Source organism: Pseudoalteromonas sp. 31A1 (assembly GCF_011378815.1).
Classification (GTDB): Bacteria; Pseudomonadota; Gammaproteobacteria; order Enterobacterales; family Alteromonadaceae; genus Pseudoalteromonas; species Pseudoalteromonas arctica.
In genome coordinates, this window is the sequence record NZ_WTKY01000001.1 from 242,195 (window position 1) to 262,025 (window position 19,831).

Consider the following 19,831-nt stretch of genomic DNA (forward strand, 5'->3'; position numbering starts at 1 on the left):
GGTAATTAAACTCGGCTTTAAAGCAAGTTGCTAAAAATAAAAATCGTTTTTTTTGGTTATTTCGCATTTTAGATTGGCTGAGTTATAATCGGATATAGACATAAACGGTGCGCTTTGGCGTACCGTTTTTTAACACTGTAGATGTAGTAATGAGTGAATTAGAAGATAAATACGCAGATATACGCCCATACAACGACGACGAAGTTGCGGCGTCGCTTACACGTTTAATTAACGATGATGCGTTTATTGATGTAATAGCAAAGTATAATTTACCGCGCTTTTTATCGGCAGTGCCTTTTATTGCGCGTCCAATGGTAAGAAGTCAGTTACGCAAAAAATGGGGCAAAGTAAGCACCGTTGAAGATGTGCAAAATGAAGTGGCACAATACTTAGATAAACTAGTGAAACGCACCACATCAAAAGTTACCTTTTCTGGGTTAGAACAGTTAGATGCTAACCAGGCCTATTTATTTATTTCAAACCACAGAGACATAGTGCTTGATCCTGCATTAGTTAACTGGGGTTTATACCAACATAAAATGAAAACAGTGCGTATTGCTATTGGCGATAATTTATTGCAAATACCTTACATTACTGAGCTTATGCGTCTAAATAAAAGCTTTATAGTTAAGCGCTCTGCTAAAGCACCAAAAGAGATGTTAAAAGCACTGACTCAATTATCGTCATACATTTACGATTCTGTGGTCGGTGGAAATTCTATTTGGATTGCGCAAAAAGAAGGGCGTGCAAAAGACGGTTTTGATCAAACTGATCCTGCGCTTTTAAAGATGCTGCAATTAAATGGGCGTAAACAAAAGAAAGAGTTTGGCGATTATATTAAAGAGTTAAAAATAGTGCCTGTTTCTATTTCTTATCAATATGAGCCGTGTGCAATTGCTAAAGCCAAAGAGCTTTACCACAAGCAGCATCATGGTGAGTACGTTAAATCGGCTGGTGAAGATATTGCGAGCATTGTTGAAGGCTTTAGTACTGCTAAAGGGCACGTGCATTTAGCATTTGGGCAACCAATTGAATCTAAATGTGATAGTGCTGAAGAGCTTGCTAAAACAATTGATAGGCAAATTGTTGATTCGTTTTATTTACACCCAGGCAATTACATCGCTGGTGGTTGTAAAGATGCGGTAATAGACTCTCCTGATACAGCGACATTTGAACAACGTTTAGCCTGTGTACCTGAAGAGTTAAAACCATTAGTGCTAGCTATGTACGCTAAGCCATTTCACCGTAAAACAGAGATAAATACTAATAGCTGTGAACATTAATACTCACAGCTCAATGAAACTAAGCAGCAATTAAATTGCTGCTTTTTTTTTGCTCAAAAATAACGCTATACTAATACCTCCTCTTCAACTGGGCGGTACTTATGCATGCAACAAATTGAAATATTTGATATTCCAAGTCCTTGCAAGAGTATTTGCTTAGTTAATAACAGAGGGTATTGCAAAGGGTGTTATCGTAGTCGGGATGAACGCTTTTCGTGGAATACCTTAACGAACGACCAAAAAAAGAAGGTGCTTAGTTTGTGCCAGCAGCGCTACAAACGTTATCTTCAAAAAAAGCAGCAAAATGCAGTGCCAAGCACACAGGCGCAGCAGCAAGGGTTCGACTTTTAAAAGCTTAATCCATACTTGGCTCTTAGTGCGTACACAGTGCCATTGTTAGTTAAGTTAATTAATGACATTTTAAGCTTTTCTACCAAGTTTTCATTACGCTTATTTAAATAATGATAAAGCGGATAAGTATTCAGCACTTCTTTTACAAAGCAACCTTGAGGTGAAGGTAGCTCATTGTTTTGCATTATAAAATTAATCATTAAAGCTCCCTGTACTTTTTTCTGAGCAAGCAAATTAAGTTGGGTATTCATGCTTTTAACTTTAATAATATTCCCTGCAAACTGTGTGCTTGCTAAATAATGTTCTTGGACAGGGTAGCCATCAACAATTGCGACGCTATCGAGCTGTTCTAAACTGCTAGGTAAACAGTTTTTATATAATACTAAGTCAAACTTAAAGAGCTCATAATCGACCCTAATCAAGTTTTCGTAATTTTCTTCAACGCTTGCATCTCTTCCTAACTGCCCATCAAGTACGCCATTATTTGCAGCTAGCAAAGCATTTTGGTGACTAAAATCGATTATATGTATTTTAAAACCGATATCTGCGTATGCTAACTTTAATAACTCTAAGGCATAATCAGCTTGTGGTGTACTTTGCGGACGATTAAAAGTGAGGTTGTATTGATGACTAAAACAAGAGGCACTAAAAAATAAATTTACCAATAATAACAAGATACTAAAATGTCTATTCATTATCAGTTCCAATTACTACAGAAATAAATAAAATAAGACGCGTATAATAACAAGGAGATTACCTCTTGCCCAGTTTCGGGGTTAATCAAATAATTTTAAAAGCGAATGAGGAAGTATTGTGAGTTTTAATTTATGCCTATTGCCACGTGAAGAAAAATACCAAATTCAGTTAGATTATGAAGCGTCTTTTTGGGCGTATCAAATTAAGCGAAATAAAAAAACGAGAGAGCAAGTTTATAATACAATCCATAGCCGTCCAATGGCTGAACAAATGGTTTTGAAGCAAAAATTTGAGCAATATTTAGCGCTAATGCTTAGCTAAGTGTTGATATAAAAATGTATATAGTTGAATTGCTGGATGGGCTAAAAGTTCCACTCGTTAATAAATTTTATAAAAAACATAATGTAAGAGGACGGGCTAATAAACAAGATAAGGTATGGGTTACTTACTATAATAATGAAATAGTTGCAGCATGTAGGCTGCAAGATAAAACAGAGTTTTTATTTTTATCTACCGTGTTTGTTGCGCTGGAACATCGCGGTAAAGGTGTTGCTAAACAGCTATTATCAACACTCTTAAAGTCGCAAGATAAGATGATTAATACCTTCGCATATAAAAACGTAGTTGATTTATATTGTGCTATTGGTTTTAACCAGGTGTTAACATATACTCTTGCTTTACAAGTACTTTTTGATACTTACAAACATCGAAATATAGTCGCTCTAGAGTACCCATAATAATAAATAATAATATGGAATAAGCATGAGTAAATGCGTTAATGGGATCATTAGTTGCTTTGTAGTTTTAATAACTATCCTAAGTTGCCAAGTAGGCGCACAAGTAAAACGTTTATCTCCAAGCGAAGGCTTATCGCAAAGCTACGTTAATACAATGCTTATCGACACTAATGGTTACCTTTGGCTTTCTACTGAGGCTGGGCTTAATCGTTATGATGGCTATCAAGTTATTCCAATAAATGGCCCTAATGGTGAGTTAGAAGAGGCGATCATTGATCGTATTTACCAAGACCCTCAAGGACATATTTGGATTGCCTCGTTACTTGCAGGCCTATTTAGGTACGACCCCGTAACAGATTCATATCAGCAATTCCTAGAAAAACCTACCAGTGAAGAAGAGATTATCAATCAGTCTGTGTTTAGTATGGTGGCCGTTGATAAAAAAACACTTTGGATTGGGCGAGGCCGCGATTTTGCAAAGCTTGATATCGCAACCGGAAAAATAACAACTATTTTTGAGCTGCCTGCTAAATATAAAAATACTCTTGTGAGAAAGCTGTTTGCTTACAATGGTTATATATTTATAGGTACAAGCCATGGCGCATACGTATTTGATATTGCCACAGAGCAAGTTAGACCCCTGCAGCATTTAAAAGGTGAAGCTGAGCATATTTACCAAAATAATGTTAAGTCTTTCGCATTAGGTGAAAATAAACAGTTGTTAGTAGGGGCGGTACAAGGCTTATACGAAATTGATATTAGTAACTTATCAAAAATGTTTGAACGCCCAGATTTACCTTTTAAAAGTAAAGTATTACTAAGTGACCTAAATGTGTGGAGCATAGTAAACGAACACGGAACAATAGATTTAGCTACCGACAAAGGCTTGTTTAAATTTGATTTAAACACCGGGGAGATGATTAAAAACACTCGAATAGCCCAAAGTAAGTACACACTTGCCGATACCAGTATTATTGATATGGCTAAAGATAAATCGGGTGGTACGTGGGTTGCGACTAAGACTGATGGTGCGTTTTATTTATCTCATGACAGCTATCATTTTAATAATGTCGATGGCACTTTGCTCGGGGGGGATGGTTTATCGCATCACTCTATCTGGGGAATTACCGAATATAAAGACAAGCTTTGGCTTGCAACGCATAACGGTATTACCGAGGTTGATTTAAAAACAAATATTGGTAAAGCTTATTTAAAAGATTACAAAGTCGACTTACTCACCACTGAGTTTACCGTATATGAAATAACGCCTTATAAAAATAATTTATGGCTTTATACAAATCGTGGTTTGTTTATTTTTGACCCTGTAACGCATCAAGTTAGTGAACCTAAAGTACATAACCCTGCTAATCAGGAGCTAATTACCGGTAGGGTACATGGCGTTACATTAATGCCAAATGGCGATCTATACTTTGTGCACTCAGATCATGGGGTATTTATATACAATATAGATTCTCAAGTAATAACGCGTTTGGGTGGTCAGTTTGATCAATTTGAACCCTTTTTAGCCCATGGCTTTTTACCTGCGCTGAGCAATAAACCAGATTCACCATTATTTTTTAATGCCGGTATTTTATACCAAGTAAACCCAAGTGATTTAGCACTTAAAATGATTTATAAAGTGCCAAAACAGCATGAAAACGTAGCCATTAGTGTGCTTTCTTACTTAATTGATAACAACAATATATTGTGGATATCACTTTCTAATTTCGGCTTAATAGGCCTTGACGCATCTACTTATCAATTAGTCCATACAATCGATTTAGAGAGGAATAAATTAGGCACTCTGCTATACGATATGGTGCTAGATGATGATGGCATGATCTGGATGAGTAGCCATAAAGGCATTTGGCGATTAAACCCAGAAACACTTCATTTTCAGCAATTTTCTACATCAGAAGGGCTACTCTCTGCTGAGTTCAATAGCAACGCCATGGCACAGCTTAAAGATGGCCATATTGCGTATGGTAGCTTAAAAGGTTTTACTTATTTTCATCCAATGGAAAACCAAAACTATCAGTCGCTTATTGATCACGTAAATATTACGCGAGTTGATTTAATGTCACGAGATTTATCGCTTGATTTAAAACAACCGCTCAACGAGGTTGTGTTAAACCATGATGATATAGGGCTTGAAGTTGCATTTTCGGCCATGGCATTTAGTAATCAAGAACGCATCATTTATGAGTATCAACTCGATAACGGACAAAAAAGTTATACCCGAAATAACAACCGTGTATTGTTTCCAAAATTGAATCCAGGTAATTATCAATTAAAAGTTTGGGCTAAAGACCCCCTGACTGGCGAATATACCTCGCCTGCTATTTTAAAAATAAAAGTAAAGTATCCACTTTGGCGTGCACCTTATTTTATGGTGCTTTATGGCATGCTGTTTATTGGCTTTGTTGCTATGTGGGTTATGCGCCGTAATAAAATTCAGCGTATTTTATTGGCAGCAAATAAAGAAAGTAAAGAAAGCGAAGCGCGTTTAAAGCTAGCGCTTGAAGGCAGCGAATCGGGTGTTTGGGATTGGGAATCAAGTAATCCAAGTATTTACCAACCTCGCTTAGCGAGTGAGTTAGGCTACGAAAATGAAACCGTGAGCCTAGATGAATATTTATCTAAAATTCATCCGCAAGACAAACAGCTATTTCGCTTAGAGTGGCTTGAGTTTTTATCTACCGATAAAGGTTACTTTAATTGCACCTACCGCCTGCGCCATGCAAAAGGCTATTGGCGCTGGTATAAGGATTTTGGAAAAGTCGTTGAGTGGGATGATAAAACGCCACAAAAAGTAGCGGGTACCTACACAAATATGACCCGTGAGATGGTGTTTGAAGAACACGCTTTACTATTTACGGCAGCATTTGAGCAAACACGTGATTGGGTGTTTATCCTCGATAAAAATTTAAATATTCGGGCTTCTAATAAATCACTGCAAACCGCCTTTCACTTCTCTGCTGAGTCGTTATCTAGTCGAGCATTAAATTTAGGTATATCGCGCAGCAATCGTTTTGATTATTTACGCATAATGCAAAAGCTATCTATTGGAGAACACTTTTCGTGTGAAGACAGTGTAGTTTTAGCAAGTGGTGAGTCGCGTCATGTACTTGTGAAAATAAGTGCAGTGGCCGATAACGAACAGCGCCTTAATAGCTATGTCATTATTTTAACCGATATAAACGCACAAAAATCAGCCGAAAACGAGCTGCACTTATTGGCCAACTACGATGCCTTAACAGGGTTGCCAAATCGTACATTATTTAATGACCGCGTTGAACACGCCCTTGAGCAAGCAAAATTTCACGAATGTAAAGTTGCTTTATTACATATAAATATTAAGCGTTTTAAATACTTTAATGACTCTTTGGGGCATGCAGTTGCTGATGAGCTAATTAAAGAAGTCGCTGAGCGTTTAAAATGCTCCTTGCGTCCATCTGATAGTGTTGCTCGATTTGGTGGCGATGAATTTGTAGTACTGGTGGAAGATATTCAGCAAATCGAACAAGTACTCATTATATGCACTAAGTTGATGGATTGTGTGAATCAAAATATTACGATTAATGGCCAAGTTGTAAACGTTAATTTAAGTATTGGTGTGTCTATATCACCAGATGATGCACAGCAAGGCTCTGCGCTTTTAAAAGCTGCGAGCATAGCGTTATATCATGCAAAAGACTCTTTAGAGGGCCGTTATCAGTTTTATAAGCAAGAGATGAATCAGCATGTTCAAAGAGCGTTGCATCTTGAGTCTCAGCTAACTAAAGCGTATCAAGAAGAAGAATTTTGTAATTACTACCAGCCTATCATTAACGCTGAAAGTCAAAAAACAGAAGGCTTTGAAGTACTGCTGCGTTGGCCTGAAAATAAGCTTGTGCAAACTCAAGAGTTTTCGGTGGCAGCAGAAGGTATAGGCCTAATTACAAAAATTATGCTGCAGACTTTTGCGCGCGCTTTATTAGAGCTAAAAGAGTGGCGAAAAGCCTCACCTAGCCTGTATTTATCTATTAATTTATCGGCTCTTGATTTTGAGTTTAAAGATCTTGTTCCTGAAATTAAAAAAGCGTTAAGTAATTCAGGAGTGTCGTCTGAGGCAATTGTTTTTGAAATAACCGAATCAATATTAATGCGTGATTCAAAAGAAGCGCTACACAGCATGGAACAACTTAAAAAGTTGGGCTGTAGATTGTACATGGATGATTTTGGTACGGGTTACGCATCGCTTACTTATTTAAAGCGTTTTCCTATTGATGTATTAAAAATAGATAGAAGCTTTGTACAAGACATAGGCATAGATTCTGACGATGAAGCTATTATTCAATCAATACTCGCGCTTGCAGATAGTTTAGGTAAAGAATGTGTAGCTGAAGGCGTAGAAAGCTCGCACCAACTCGCCTTTTTAAAGGCGCGAGGATGCATGCATTTTCAAGGGTACTTATTTAGTAAACCGGTACCTAATACCGAAGTACTACCGCTTATTAATCGCAATTGGAGTGATATATTTAATTAATAATAGCAGTACTTATTTAAGGCCTTTTACCGCAGTGCCTGCAAAACAAATGGCTATTATGCTCATTCAACTGCGTTTTAATGGCCTTATTAGCTTCTAGTTTACTCAAGCCTAATTTATAGCGTAGTTCTTCTAGGTGTTCTTGTTGAGTATTATTAAGGGTGCCATCTTGAATTTGTTCATGTACGGCATCTTCAAAAAATTGGCGGCGTTTACGTATTTGTTCTGAAAAACTAGACGCCAGTAAACCGGTAGGTATTGCAACCATTCCCATGCTCAGTAGTGTAATAACCCCGCCGAAAAACTTACCCAATGGCGTTATAGGTACTACATCGCCATAACCAACGGTTGTTAGTGTTGCCATTGCCCACCACATAGCCGCAGGAATAGAGCCAAATTTATCGGGTTGTATGTCGTGCTCAATTAAGTAAATTCCGCATGAAGCTAAAATAAGCACGACGGCCATAATAAAAAAAGCAGCCATTAATGAACTACCTTCATCGTTAAAGGCTTTTAAAAGTAGCTGCATGGCGCGTGAGTAGCGAGTGAGTTTAAATACCCTTAATAGTCGGAGCACGCGTAAAAAACGTAAATCGAGAGGAAATAAAAACATCATTAAGCTTGGTAAAATCGCAATTAAATCAACAATTGCCAAAGGAGAGAAAAAATAGCTAAGCCGACGTTTGGTATGAGACCCTTCCATTGCTGCATATCGTGTTTTATCTACGCAAGCCCAAAGCCTGGCTAAGTACTCAATAGCAAAAATAGCGACCGAGACAATTTCTAAAACTAAGAATTCGTTGTAATACTGCTCTGCCACACTTGGGATTGATTCAATAACAATGGCTACAACGTTGATCATTATTAAGCTAATGAGTGCAATATCAAGAATATGTCCCGCTCGATGGTACTGGCCTGTGCCTTCAAACAGGCAAGCCATTTTTTGTCTTAAAGTGTGTGGTTCATTCATTATTTAAGTTTAAGTACCATGTTAATACTGCCTTCTTCAAAGTCGCGACTAATTTTAAAACCTAACTTACGGGCAAGCTCAATCATCCCTGTATTCTCTGGTAAGGTTATGCCTTCAATCGATTCCACACCTTGACGTTTACAGTGGTTAATTGCTGCACTCATTAGTATGCGACCAAGCCCTAAACCTTGGCAATCTGAGCGTACTACAATGGCAAACTCAGCATGCAGGTTATCGGGGTCCATAATGACGCGAGACACACCTAATGTGCGAGTTTTACCTTCAAAGCGTTGGCACACAATAAACGCCATTTCACGGTCGTAATCAATTTGCGTCATTTTAGCGAGTTGATCGTGGTTAAATTGTGGTAGTTCGCCAAAAAAGCGTTTATATCTGTCTTCTTTATTAAGTGACTCGTCAAATGCTTTATGAGCTTGCTCGTCTTCTGGTTTTATTGGTCTGAGCGTAGCCTGAGTGTTGTTTTTAAGTGTTACTATTTCTACGAGCTCAATAGGGTAGGGGCGAATAGATAAGCGCTTACGATTGCTTTGGGTTTGATAACGGCTAAGTGTCATGGTGGCATCGAGCACTAAAAACTGTCCATTACTGGCAAGTATAGGATTAAGTTCCATTGAGCTTATGTCAGGTTGATCAATAACTAACTGAGAAATACGCGTTAGCAGTGCACACAAACGATACTTATCAACTTTTTCGGGTAATATGCGCTCCTTTAGTACGCCTTTATCGTGCGCTGCGGCAATTAAATACTTTGCTAAGTTCATATTTAGTGGAGGCAGAGCAACAGCGGCTTGCGCATATTCAAGGCCGGTTCCTGCTTCACCTAATAATATAACAGGACCAAAATTAGGCTCGGTTTTAATCGCAATTCGCAGCTCATTTGCGCCTGCTCGCGGCGCCATTTTTTGTAATGAAAACCCTTCAATAACAGCATCCGGATAAGTGTTTTTAATACGGATAAGCATTGCAAAAGCGGTTTGTTCAACCTCGTTGGCATCGTTTAAGTTAAGCACCACACCACCTACTTCAGACTTTGAAGCAATGCTTGGGCTAATAAGTTTTAACGCGACCGGAAAACCAAGTTCTATGGCTTGCTCTCTGGCTTCTGTTGGGGTGTAAGCCACCTCAGTTTGAATGCATGTAATACCATAGTGATTTAATACTTGGCTTGCCTGATGGGTAGGTAAGTAGCTTTGTCCGTCATCTAAAAACTCATTAATAAGCGCTTTAGCTGCTACTTTATTTATTTTTGCGTCATCTGTATTCGACTCAGGTGTTTGCGTTAAATGCTTTTGGTTACGGCGATACGTTACCAAGTGCATAAACGCGCCAACAGCACCCTCTGGTGTTCTATAAGTTGGTATTGCGTTGTTTGAGCACACTTTTCTGGCGGCGTAAGATGCGTCTTCCCCCATAAAATTAGTTATAACGTAAGGGCGTGCCATTTTGGGTAATGTTTGTAAGGTTTCTACAATAATGTTGGCGTAGTCTTCGCTGGGCGCAAGCGCTGAGGGAGTATGGATAATCAGTAAGTTTTTAACTTCTTTCGCGTGCAGTAAAATTTCTAATGCTTGCTTATAACGCGCAGGTGCTGAGTCGCCAAAAATATCCACAGGGTTTGAGGTGGTTTCTGATTGCGGAATTACTTTATTTAGCGCATTTCGGGTTTCAATGCTCAACTCGGCTAATTTACCGGAGCTTTGAATTAGCTCATCAACGGCCATAACACCCGGGCCGCCACCATTAGTTAAAATTGTTAGTTGCTCTACTTTTAATAATTTTGGATGCATGGCGAGTGTTTGTGTCGCTGCAAATAGCTCTCGTAAATCATTTACGCGCAGCATACCCGCTCGCTGAAATAACGCATCGTAAACAGCATCAGAGCTTTGCTTTCCGCCGGTGTGAATTTCGGCTGCAAGTGCGCCTGCACTTGTTTTACCTGTTTTAATTGCAATTACAGGTTTACTAAAGGCCGCAGCTCTTGCTGCTGATATAAAGCCACGAATATCTTCAATGTTGTCAATGTAAAGTAAAATAGCTTTGGTTTTAGCATCACGACCTAAAAAGTCGAGTAGTTCATTAAAGTTTATATCAAGGCAATCACCTACCGATACAAAATATGAAAAGCCAATTTCTTTGTTTTTAGCCCAATCTAAAATGGTTGAGCATACTGCTGCTGATTGCGATACAAATGCAATTTTACCTGGGCTTGCTACTGTATGTGAAAAGCTCGCATTTAAACCAATATGAGGGATCAGCAAGCCCAAACAATTGGGTCCAAGCAAAGTAACCTGTTTGGCTTGAGCGCATGCTTTAAGTGCGCTTTTTTGCTCTCCAGACAGCCCATCGGCAATAACAATAGCGGTTTTACAGCCAAGCTCTCCAAGCTGCTCAATAATATCAATTAAGGTATTTTTGTTAGTACAAATAACAGCTAGGTCGGGTACTTTTGGTAAGTCAGCAATAGAGGGGTAAGCAAGTACGCCATGTACTGCGCTATGGCTTGGAGTAACGGGCATTATCGGCCCTTTAAAACCGCCTTGAAGTAAGTTGCGCATAACCACAAAACCAGCACGAGTTGATATATTAGAGGCACCAATAACGGCCACTGAGCTTGGGTTAAAAAACTGGGTAATGCGCTTAAGGCTCATGGTTTTTCCTAGGCTGATTAAATTTTGCGTTATTTATAGTCTCAATGTACCCTGTTTACTGTGTTATTTCGAGCGTCTAGATGCTTATTATTGATATCAATCAAGGAGATTATTGTGAATAAAACCCCCGGTTTTTACATTGTTATAGCGGCTATTTGTTTAAGTATAGGCTTAATTAGCTTAGGGTTTATTTTAAAGAGCACAGCTCTCAGTGTAAAAGAGATGGAACGTACTGTGCAGGTTAAGGGATTGGCCGAGCGAGAAGTTATAGCCGATACGGTAATTTGGCCTCTGCAATTTAGTGATGCCGACAATAATCTTGAAAAATTAGTCAGCCGAGTTGAGAAAAAAAATGATGCTGTAACTGCTTTTTTAAAACTGCATGGTTTTGACGACGATGAAATAACAATAGGCAGCCAGTCAGTTATTGATAAGCAAGCACGTGAATACAGTAATGAAAATCAGCAATTTAGGTACATAGTGCGCTCAAATATTATTGTTTATTCTGATGCGCCAGATAAAGTGCAAAACGCGCTGAGCAAAGTGAGCCAACTTGCTAAACAAGATATCGCAATAGTGCAGGACAGCTACGAAACAAAAGTTGAATATATTTTTACTGGCCTCAATGATGTAAAACCTGCGATGGTGCAAGAAGCAACTGAAAAAGCGCGTGAAGTCGCTAATAAATTTGCTAAAGACTCTAATTCAAAATTAGGCAAAATAAAAACAGCTCGCCAAGGGCAATTTAGTATCAGTAATCGAGATTCAAACACACCGCAAATAAAAAATATAAGAGTGGTAACCAGTGTTGAATATTATTTAAATGACTAGGGCCTGTTGACCTTTCAGGATTAAAATTTGTTCAATCTAGGGGCCGATTTAATCGCGGCGTGAGGTTTGTAACCTAGCGGGCTAAGTAAAAACCGAGCAAAGCTTCCGCGTCCTGCTCACGCCCCTTACCTACATCCATGTAGGCAACAAAGAGTAAATTGCCCCTAGGCAGAACCCTTCGGGCAGCGCATGTTTGGCATTTATTCCACGTTATCGCCTATTAATGGGGAATAACCACACTGCATAGGCTCTGCCTTGACTAAATACCAAACATACTGCTGTAAATTTAACCTCGAAAGATAAACAGGCCCTAGGAAATAATATGTCAGAGTCTAAATATGGTCAGTTTGTACTGGCGCCCCGTTCGTATTTTTTTACTGCTATAGCGAGCGTGGTGTTTGCGTTTATTGGCTTTAGTTATAATGCATGGCGAATGGAGGCAAGTGAAGAGAACAACAATACACGCATTGCTAGCTTTCAAATATTACAAGAACTAGCCGAGCTTGAGCTTATTGTATTTGCGGCACATTACGATAATAACAAAATAGATGGCAGCCCTAGAAAAGGCTGGGTTAAAGTTAACTTAATTCATGACTTAAGCTACTTAGCCGTTGATAAAGTACATTTAAAAACAAAAGACTTACAAAAGGTCTGGCAAACAAATTGGCCAAATATGGTTGATCAGCAAAGTGCTGCGCAATCTATTACACATGCCATAGACAGTGTGCGTACAGAAGTTGTGAGTGAATTAAAGCGCCTTGATTAAGTGAGCAACTTGCGCCGTTGAGCGTTGCAAGTAAGCGGCGCTCAGTAAAATTGTGGTCTCGTTAACTTTTTGCCCTTTTAGTACGTTGGCAAGCTGCTGTTTTGCGTTAGGATTTTGTTTTTGCTCTATTTCCATTAATGCTAACAAAGCTGAGAATTCATGCTTTACCGGTGTGCTCGATTTATTTGCATAGGCAATGTAGCAGGCAACTGGTGTTAATCCGTGAGAGTTGGGCTGCGCCAACGCTTTAACTAAGTCATCATTTGATTCAAACAACATTAAAGAGCGTACATAGTTAAATGGCAGCTTTGTAGCATCGGCATGCTTAAACACATTGTGCAGTACATTATTTCCTTGAGTATCTTGTACTAAAAAGCCTTTATTTACTCTCAGCGCTGGAGTAAAAAAGCTCAATGCGTCAATATTAGTGAGTTGGTTAATAAATAGAGAAGGTGCTGTATTAGTACTTAATATACGGATTGCTATGTTTTGCATAAAGTCATACTTAACACTCAACCGTTGGGCGCTGTCATATAAATGGTTAAGCTGCAAAGTTTGCTGAGCAGGGCTTAACTGCCTAAAGTCGTTATCGAGCTCATTTAACTGCTGCTTTGAAATACGCGCATTAAGTAGTTGTATGCTTAAATCCATTATTATTTCCAAAATCTTTTTTACTACTATAAAACAAAAAAGGTCGCAAATGCGACCTTTTCATATTTAAAGCAATTGTTTAAATTGGTTTTAAGCCTTTTTGCTTGCTACCCATTCATTAACAAAGTTTTCTAGTACATTAAGTGGTACAGGACCATTTTTAAGCACTACGTCGTGGAACTGGCGAATATCAAATTTATCACCAAGTTGCATTTTAGCTTCTTCACGAAGCTCTAAAATCTTAAGCATACCCACTTTATAAGCTGTTGCTTGTGAAGGCATTACAATGTGACGCTCAACCATTTTAACACCGTCAGATGTTGCATTAGGCGTGTTATTTACGTAGTAATCAATACCTTCTTGGCGAGTCCACTTCATTGCGTGAATACCCGTATCAACCACTAAGCGACATGCGCGCCATAATTCCATTGAAAGACGACCAAAATCTGAGTAAGGGTCTGAGTACATGCCCATTTCTTTAGGAATGAACTCTGAGTATAAACCCCAGCCTTCAATATACGCTGTGTAGCCACCAAACTTACGGAACTTAGGAATACCTTCTAGTTCTTGCGAAATAGCTATTTGCATGTGGTGTCCCGGAATACCTTCGTGGTATGCCAGCGCTTCCATTTGATACGTTGGCATTGCTTCCATATCGTAAAGGTTAGCGTAGTAAACACCTGGGCGTGAACCATCAGGAGCAGGCTGTTGGTAAAAGGCTTTACCTGCTGCTTTTTCACGGAATGCTTCAACCGCTTTTACTTTTAAACCTGCTTTTGGTTTAACAATGAATAACTCATCTAAACGCGTTTTCATTGTATCAATAAGCCCAGTGGCTTCATCAAGGTAGCGTTGTTTACCTTGTGCATCATTAGGGTAGTAAAATTGCTTGTCAGTTTTCATAAACTGCATAAACGCTTTTAAGTCGCCTTTAAAGCCAACTTTGTCTTTAATCTCACGCATTTCATCATGAATACGTGTCACTTCAGATAGACCAATTGCATGAATTTCTTTAGCAGTTAAATCTGTTGTAGTTGTGCGCTTAAGTGCGTTGTTATAAAACGCTTCGCCATCAGGTAATTTCCATGCGCCATCGCGATCATCTGCGCGTTTTTCAAGCTGTGCAAGGTAATTAATTAGTTTAGAGTAAGATGGTTTAACAGCCGATTTTAATGCATCTGATGCATCGCTGATTAACGAGTCTTTCTCGTCTTGGCTAATTTCAAGCGCTGTTACTTTACGTTTAAAGTCAGCAAGCAAGGTAGAATCATCGCCTTTTTCAAACGGTGCACCGTGAATAATGTTTTTGCTTGAATCAATAACATGCGGGAATACAAATTTAGGGGCTATGATGCCTTTTTCTGCACGTACAGTTAAATCAACGATAAGCTGATCAATAACACCAGTTACACCATTTAAACGAGAAATGTAGTCTTTAGCTTCTTTTACATTGCTAATTGAGTGCTGATTAATTAAAAACGCAGGGATCATAGAATGCGTACCAAACATTTGGTTCACAGGGTAGTTATGGTAACGCCATTTAAAGTCAGCAATTGAGCTTTCAAGATCTTGTTTTTTTAAGTCGTAGCTAACTTTTGTTGCATCATCTAATAAATCACGGCTGATTGCTTTTAGTGCAACTAGGTCAGCTTTTGTTTGCGCTAAATCTTTAAGCTGTCTTTCTTCGCTGCCATCATCCCACTTATCGTAATCTTGCTTAATACCCATGTATGTTTGATATACAGGACTGCTCATTACGTCGCGGTTAAATGTATCTTCAAAAAATGCATTGGCTTTGTCTATTTCACTTTGTTGTGATTGAACTGCTTGTGCAATAGGAGCTGAAGTCGCTTGTTGTGTTGTTTGCTGGCAACCAGCAAGTAGTGCAACGCTTACTGCGGCCGCAATAAAAGTAAGTTTACGCATTGTTTTCCCTTTTGTTGTTAGAAACCCATTAGGGTGTTTTATATTTATTTTTTGTGTAGCGCTGGGCGCTACACAAATAATTCTAGCAGGTCATTTAAAAAGCGATGACCTTTTAAGCTTACCTGCCAATGGCTGTCTGTTTGAGTCAATAAACCTTTATTAATTGCTTGGTTTAATGCGCTTTGCTGACTTTGCAGTGGCAGTGTTGTTAGTTTATTAAAATCATTAATTGGGCAAGGCTCAACAAGGCGAAAGCGATTCATAAAAAATTCAAACGCTAAATCGTCTTGCTCTACATGCCAGCTTTTGTACATATACGGTTTGATTAAATCCATATAGCCGCGTGGGTGTTTAACCTTTTCAGTACGCGTAATAAGCCCTGTATTTGCATCAGTAACCTTACCATGCGCGCCGCAGCCAATACCGAGATAATCGCCAAAACGCCAATAATTCAAGTTATGTTGGCACTGATAGCCCGGTTTTGCATAGCCTGATATTTCGTATTGTATGTAACCTGCTTGCGCGAGTAACTCGACGCCTTGTTCTTGTATGTCCCACAGTGTTTCATCTTGTGGCAAGGTAGGTGGCTTTGAAGCAAATTGAGTATTGGGTTCAATAGTTAGTTGATACCACGATATATGAGGAGGATCGAGCGCTATTATTTGCTTTAAATCGCTCAGTGCATCGTCAAGTGTTTGCCCTGGTAAGCCGTGCATTAAATCAAGGTTAAAGCTATTTAAACCGGCTTCTTTAGCTTGCTGCGCAGCATAATTAGCCTCGTCACTGCCATGAATCCGCCCCAGTGCTTTTAGCTTGTCGTTTTGCATGCTTTGCACACCGATAGAAATACGGTTAATGCCTGCTTTTACGTAATCTTTAAAGCGACCTGTTTCTACTGTGCCTGGGTTGGCTTCAAGGGTAATTTCGCAGTGTTCTTCAAGACCAATTAGGTTGTCGACTTCATTTAATAAACGAGTATAAGCCGCACCAGTTAATAAGCTCGGAGTACCGCCACCAATAAAGATACTGTGAATTTTACGTCCTTGCACTAAGTGCAAATCTGCTTTTAAATCATCAATTAAATGCTGAACATATTCAGCTTCAGGTATTTCACCTTTTTGCCCGTGGCTATTAAAATCGCAGTACGGGCATTTTTGCACGCACCAAGGTACGTGCACATATAAGCTCAGTGGTGGAAGGTTCACAGGCCGCCTTTTTGCTGTAGCTCTAGCAATAGTTTTTGTAGTGCTTGGCCGCGATGACTCACTGCATTTTTTTGCTCTTTTGTAAGCTCAGCACTGGTACAATTTTTCTCTGGTACAAAAAATACAGGGTCGTAACCAAAGCCACCGTTGCCATTTTGAGTGAGCGTAATTTCGCCTTCCCAGCTTGCACTGCAAATAAGGGGGGTAGGGTCATCTGCGTGGCGCATTAATACCAGTACACACCAAAAACGAGCACTACGGATAGGGTTATTACCCAAGTCTACGAGTAACTTATCAATGTTATCTTGATCGCTGGCACCTGGGCCTGCAAAACGGGCAGAGTAAACACCGGGTGCGCCATTTAGGCCATCAACTTCTAAACCTGAGTCATCGGCAATAGCAGGCATGCCAGTAATTTTAGCGGCATGACGCGCTTTAATAATGGCATTTTCAACAAAGGTAGTGCCGGTTTCGGCAACTTCACCTACGTTAAAATCGCTCTGTGGAACTACATTAATATTCAGAGGGCTTAGCATGTTAGCTAGCTCATTTACTTTGCCAGGGTTACCTGTAGCAAGTACTAAAGTTTTGGTCATGTTATTAATCTACGTAAAATTTTTGCTGAAACTGTAATTTTTGAAATTGATTACTTTGTTGTATTTCAATCTCAAAGCGTAAAATCTCTTCGTTGGTATAATCAACTTGGGCAAGGTAATAAATTGAATCACCTTCTTTTACTTCTTTAAAAGTAAGCGTTTGTTTGTTGCCAAGTAGGTTTTTAGCTGTGCCAGTCAGCTTTGCTGTTTGGGCTGTGTTTTCGGCATCATTTTTTAAAATAGAAATATTCACAATGCCTTTGTATCCGCTTCGCTCAAGGCCATACGCTTTTGCTATTTTTGGCTGAATAAAAGTAGAAGGAAAGGCGATGTAATGCACTTGCCAAGGGCCAAGCTCTTTATATTGTGCGCCTTGCATTTCTTCGCTTTGCGCGTTAAATACAAATGCTAAACAAGCAATAAAACAAAACTTAATTAAACGGTTCATTATGTATTCCTCAAAACATATAAAAAAGAGGCCTTTGGGCCTCTAATTAAAAAATCCATATTAGACTAAAAAATCCATAAGCAGCATTTGCAAAAACTGAATACCAATAATAAGTACTAAAACTGATAAATCTAAGCCACCCATTGATGGCAATATTTTACGAATTGGTTTTAGCATTGGTTCAGTAAGCTGATGGAAAACCGCTTCTATAGGGTTATAACCTTGGCTAACCCAGCTTAAAATAGCGCGAATAATAAGTACCCAAAAAACTAAGTTAAGGCCTTCTTTTAGTACCGTTATAAGTGCTTGTATAATTACAGGCTGTATTGCCCACGCATTATATATAACAAGCATTAAAGTACTAATTTTGGCTACAGCCACTATAAATGCCAGCAACAGAGATGCTAAATCAAGTCCGCCAAATCCCGGAATGATTTTACGCAGTGGTTTTACCGCAAACGAAGTGGCTTTAACCACAAACTGGCTCATTGGATTATAAAAGTCGGCTTTTGCCCACTGCAGCCAAAAGCGCAGTAATACCACCATTAAAAACAAATCAAACAGGGTACTGATTAAAAATTGCATGGCATTCATAGTGTAACCTTCAATAAAAAAGTGGTTTTAAAGTTCTTTTTCCATTTGCTCTGCACGCGCAATACACGCATCCATTGCATCGCCAACGGTTTTAGTTAAGCCTTCATCTTTTAAGTGCTCAACAGCTGCGTGAGTCGTACCGCCTTTAGATGTTACGTTTGAACGCAGTTGCGAAATACTAATATCAGGCTGGCTAAGTGCCATTTCAGCAGCGCCAAGAGCTGTTTGTTGTACTAAACGACGAGCGTCTTCATCATTAAAGCCCAGCGCTTTGGCTTTTTCTTCTATGGCTTCCATAAATAAGAAAAAGTAAGCTGGTGATGAGCCGGTCACAGCAATAATATCGTTAATTTGTGATTCTTTTTCGACCCATACAACAATGCCAGTGCATTCAAAAACTTGTTGTACAAACTCGTGTTCGCTTTGTGTTTCGCCCGCGCCATATAAACCTGATACACCACGGCCTAATAAAGACGGTGTATTTGGCATACAACGTACCATTTTAACGTCTTGACCTAGCATTTCACGTAAACGTTTTACAGTTAAGCCAGCAGCAACAGAAATAAACAGTTTATCGCTAAAATCTACGCCTGACTCTTGAAACGATTTACATAAATCGCCCATCATTTGTGGTTTAACAGACAAAACAATTACATCAGCATCGCGCAGGGCTTCGTTATTGTCACTGGTGGTTTGCACCTTGAAATCAAAGGCTACCTTTTCAAGCTTTTCTTGGTTGCGGTTAGTCGCAATAATGTTACTTGCGTTAAAACCGTTTTTTACCATGCCACCAATAATGGCGTAGCTCATATTACCTGTGCCTATAAATGCGATTTTTTTATCTGACATAAATCTGTTATCACCTTTTAAGTTCGTGTTCCAAAAATGTCTGTGCCGATCCTTACCATGGTTGAGCCTGCACTAATGGCAGCTTCAACATCGTTACTCATACCCATCGACAAAGTATCTACTTGAGGATATTGGGTCTTTAGTTTATCAAAGCAAGTTTGTAATTGCTCAAAAGATTGAATTTGCGTATCCAGATCGTTGCTTTTAGCGGGAATCGCCATTAAACCTCGAAGTGTTAAGTGCTCACATTGGTTAATAAAATCGGCAAGTTCATCTATTTCATCGCGGTGGCAACCCGACTTCGCTTCTTCATTACTTATATTTACTTGAATAAGTATATTAAGAGGCTGTTTATCGTCTGGGCGCTGGGAATCTAATCGTTTCGCTATTTTTATGCGATCAACACTTTGCACCCAATCAAAGTTGGCAGCCACTAAAGCACTTTTATTAGATTGAATAGGGCCAATGAAATGCCAAATGATGTCGCTATATGACTGTAGTTGAGCTATTTTATCTATAGCCTCTTGAACATAAGATTCACCAAATTCGCGCTGACCATGCTCATAAGCTGCAATAACATCTTCGCTTGGTTTAGTTTTAGACACTGCCAGTAGAGTGACTTCGTTAGTGTTTCGTTGTGCAATTTTTGCCGCGTCTGCAATTCTAGCGTAGGCGGATGTGAGTCGTTCTGCTATTGTAACCATATATTTATCAGTTAGTTGTGGAGTCAT

The 19,831-nt window shown here is 39.1% G+C and carries 18 protein-coding genes; 7 read left to right on the plus strand and 11 right to left on the minus strand.

Annotated features, from left to right (window positions below; translation table 11 throughout):
- The first annotated feature begins 149 nt into the window (after window positions 1-149).
- Both GQR52_RS01130 and GQR52_RS01135 read left to right on the plus strand, forming a co-directional pair.
- Entirely contained in the window at window positions 150-1,283 is a 1,134-nt protein-coding gene (locus tag GQR52_RS01130; protein WP_024590668.1) for a 1-acyl-sn-glycerol-3-phosphate acyltransferase, read from the plus strand.
- A 105-nt stretch (window positions 1,284-1,388) separates the two neighbouring features.
- A complete protein-coding gene (locus GQR52_RS01135) occupies window positions 1,389-1,634 on the plus strand; it encodes a DUF1289 domain-containing protein (protein WP_007586940.1) in 246 nt (81 codons plus the stop codon).
- On the opposite strand, the gene GQR52_RS01140 is transcribed toward GQR52_RS01135, so the two are convergent.
- Complete coding sequence (locus tag GQR52_RS01140; protein ID WP_007586939.1) at window positions 1,631-2,329, minus strand: transporter substrate-binding domain-containing protein; 699 nt, start codon at window positions 2,327-2,329, stop codon at window positions 1,631-1,633. The genes GQR52_RS01135 and GQR52_RS01140 overlap by 4 nt on opposite strands.
- A gap of 118 nt (window positions 2,330-2,447) precedes the next feature.
- On the opposite strand from GQR52_RS01140, the gene GQR52_RS01145 reads away from it, so the two are divergent.
- From GQR52_RS01145 to GQR52_RS01155, 3 genes are read left to right on the plus strand one after another with little or no spacing between them, the layout of a single operon-like run.
- Window positions 2,448-2,651 carry a DUF3283 family protein gene (locus GQR52_RS01145; protein ID WP_002962585.1) on the plus strand — a complete coding sequence of 68 codons (204 nt, stop codon included), beginning with the start codon at window positions 2,448-2,450 and terminating at the stop codon, window positions 2,649-2,651.
- 14 nt (window positions 2,652-2,665) lie between these two features.
- Window positions 2,666-3,067, plus strand: a complete 402-nt coding sequence (locus tag GQR52_RS01150) for a GNAT family N-acetyltransferase (protein WP_010553303.1) — start codon at window positions 2,666-2,668, stop codon at window positions 3,065-3,067.
- Between the two features lie 25 nt (window positions 3,068-3,092).
- Entirely contained in the window at window positions 3,093-7,595 is a 4,503-nt protein-coding gene (locus GQR52_RS01155) for an EAL domain-containing protein (protein ID WP_165727187.1), read from the plus strand.
- A gap of 16 nt (window positions 7,596-7,611) precedes the next feature.
- On the opposite strand, the gene GQR52_RS01160 is transcribed toward GQR52_RS01155, so the two are convergent.
- A complete protein-coding gene (locus tag GQR52_RS01160; protein WP_165722135.1) occupies window positions 7,612-8,565 on the minus strand; it encodes an ion transporter in 954 nt (317 codons plus the stop codon).
- Complete coding sequence (locus GQR52_RS01165) at window positions 8,565-11,234, minus strand: bifunctional acetate--CoA ligase family protein/GNAT family N-acetyltransferase (RefSeq protein WP_165727188.1); 2,670 nt, start codon at window positions 11,232-11,234, stop codon at window positions 8,565-8,567. Before GQR52_RS01165 ends, GQR52_RS01160 begins: the two co-directional genes overlap by 1 nt.
- A 114-nt stretch (window positions 11,235-11,348) precedes the next feature.
- Between GQR52_RS01165 and GQR52_RS01170 the strand changes: the two genes are divergently transcribed.
- Both GQR52_RS01170 and GQR52_RS01175 read left to right on the plus strand, forming a co-directional pair.
- Complete coding sequence (locus tag GQR52_RS01170; RefSeq protein WP_024590673.1) at window positions 11,349-12,065, plus strand: SIMPL domain-containing protein; 717 nt, start codon at window positions 11,349-11,351, stop codon at window positions 12,063-12,065.
- 322 nt (window positions 12,066-12,387) lie between these two features.
- Complete coding sequence (locus tag GQR52_RS01175; RefSeq protein ID WP_007585421.1) at window positions 12,388-12,831, plus strand: hypothetical protein; 444 nt, start codon at window positions 12,388-12,390, stop codon at window positions 12,829-12,831.
- Here the strand turns inward: GQR52_RS01175 and GQR52_RS01180 are convergent.
- The 8 genes from GQR52_RS01180 to GQR52_RS01215 form a co-directional block, all read right to left on the minus strand.
- Window positions 12,814-13,482: a hypothetical protein gene (locus tag GQR52_RS01180; RefSeq protein ID WP_165725178.1), complete on the minus strand. Its 669-nt coding sequence runs from the start codon at window positions 13,480-13,482 to the stop codon at window positions 12,814-12,816. The two genes, GQR52_RS01175 and GQR52_RS01180, sit on opposite strands and share 18 nt — an antisense overlap.
- A 90-nt stretch (window positions 13,483-13,572) precedes the next feature.
- Window positions 13,573-15,408, minus strand: coding sequence for a DUF885 domain-containing protein (locus tag GQR52_RS01185; RefSeq protein WP_165727189.1), 1,836 nt, complete (start codon window positions 15,406-15,408; stop codon window positions 13,573-13,575).
- Window positions 15,409-15,476: 68 nt separating this feature from the next.
- The gene (gene hemW / locus GQR52_RS01190; protein WP_024590676.1) at window positions 15,477-16,613 is read right to left on the minus strand and encodes a radical SAM family heme chaperone HemW; all 1,137 of its coding nucleotides are present in this window, start codon (window positions 16,611-16,613) and stop codon (window positions 15,477-15,479) included.
- Window positions 16,610-17,209, minus strand: coding sequence for an XTP/dITP diphosphatase (locus GQR52_RS01195; RefSeq protein WP_007585416.1), 600 nt, complete (start codon window positions 17,207-17,209; stop codon window positions 16,610-16,612). Before GQR52_RS01195 ends, hemW begins: the two co-directional genes overlap by 4 nt.
- A gap of 4 nt (window positions 17,210-17,213) precedes the next feature.
- A complete protein-coding gene (locus GQR52_RS01200; RefSeq protein ID WP_165727190.1) occupies window positions 17,214-17,657 on the minus strand; it encodes a DUF4426 domain-containing protein in 444 nt (147 codons plus the stop codon).
- 60 nt (window positions 17,658-17,717) lie between these two features.
- A complete protein-coding gene (locus GQR52_RS01205; RefSeq protein WP_007585413.1) occupies window positions 17,718-18,251 on the minus strand; it encodes a YggT family protein in 534 nt (177 codons plus the stop codon).
- Between the two features lie 27 nt (window positions 18,252-18,278).
- Window positions 18,279-19,100, minus strand: coding sequence for a pyrroline-5-carboxylate reductase (gene proC / locus GQR52_RS01210; RefSeq protein WP_002962567.1), 822 nt, complete (start codon window positions 19,098-19,100; stop codon window positions 18,279-18,281).
- 17 nt (window positions 19,101-19,117) lie between these two features.
- Window positions 19,118-19,831, minus strand: a complete 714-nt coding sequence (locus tag GQR52_RS01215) for a YggS family pyridoxal phosphate-dependent enzyme (RefSeq protein WP_007585410.1) — start codon at window positions 19,829-19,831, stop codon at window positions 19,118-19,120.

Excerpts from the sequence above, each read along its gene's own strand:
- GQR52_RS01175 (WP_007585421.1), top strand. The coding sequence starts at position 12,388 with ATGTCAGAGTCTAAATATGGTCAGTTTGTACTGGCGCCCCGTTCGTAT.
- GQR52_RS01140 (WP_007586939.1), bottom strand. The coding sequence starts at position 2,329 with ATGAATAGACATTTTAGTATCTTGTTATTATTGGTAAATTTATTTTTT.
- GQR52_RS01155 (WP_165727187.1), top strand. The coding sequence starts at position 3,093 with ATGAGTAAATGCGTTAATGGGATCATTAGTTGCTTTGTAGTTTTAATA.
- proC (WP_002962567.1), bottom strand. The coding sequence starts at position 19,100 with ATGTCAGATAAAAAAATCGCATTTATAGGCACAGGTAATATGAGCTAC.
- GQR52_RS01205 (WP_007585413.1), bottom strand. The coding sequence starts at position 18,251 with ATGAATGCCATGCAATTTTTAATCAGTACCCTGTTTGATTTGTTTTTA.
- GQR52_RS01130 (WP_024590668.1), top strand. The coding sequence starts at position 150 with ATGAGTGAATTAGAAGATAAATACGCAGATATACGCCCATACAACGAC.
- GQR52_RS01150 (WP_010553303.1), top strand. The coding sequence starts at position 2,666 with ATGTATATAGTTGAATTGCTGGATGGGCTAAAAGTTCCACTCGTTAAT.
- GQR52_RS01200 (WP_165727190.1), bottom strand. The coding sequence starts at position 17,657 with ATGAACCGTTTAATTAAGTTTTGTTTTATTGCTTGTTTAGCATTTGTA.
- GQR52_RS01215 (WP_007585410.1), bottom strand. The coding sequence starts at position 19,831 with ATGACTCCACAACTAACTGATAAATATATGGTTACAATAGCAGAACGA.
- GQR52_RS01185 (WP_165727189.1), bottom strand. The coding sequence starts at position 15,408 with ATGCGTAAACTTACTTTTATTGCGGCCGCAGTAAGCGTTGCACTACTT.
- GQR52_RS01160 (WP_165722135.1), bottom strand. The coding sequence starts at position 8,565 with ATGAATGAACCACACACTTTAAGACAAAAAATGGCTTGCCTGTTTGAA.
- GQR52_RS01180 (WP_165725178.1), bottom strand. The coding sequence starts at position 13,482 with ATGGATTTAAGCATACAACTACTTAATGCGCGTATTTCAAAGCAGCAG.
- GQR52_RS01165 (WP_165727188.1), bottom strand. The coding sequence starts at position 11,234 with ATGAGCCTTAAGCGCATTACCCAGTTTTTTAACCCAAGCTCAGTGGCC.
- GQR52_RS01135 (WP_007586940.1), top strand. The coding sequence starts at position 1,389 with ATGCAACAAATTGAAATATTTGATATTCCAAGTCCTTGCAAGAGTATT.
- GQR52_RS01195 (WP_007585416.1), bottom strand. The coding sequence starts at position 17,209 with ATGACCAAAACTTTAGTACTTGCTACAGGTAACCCTGGCAAAGTAAAT.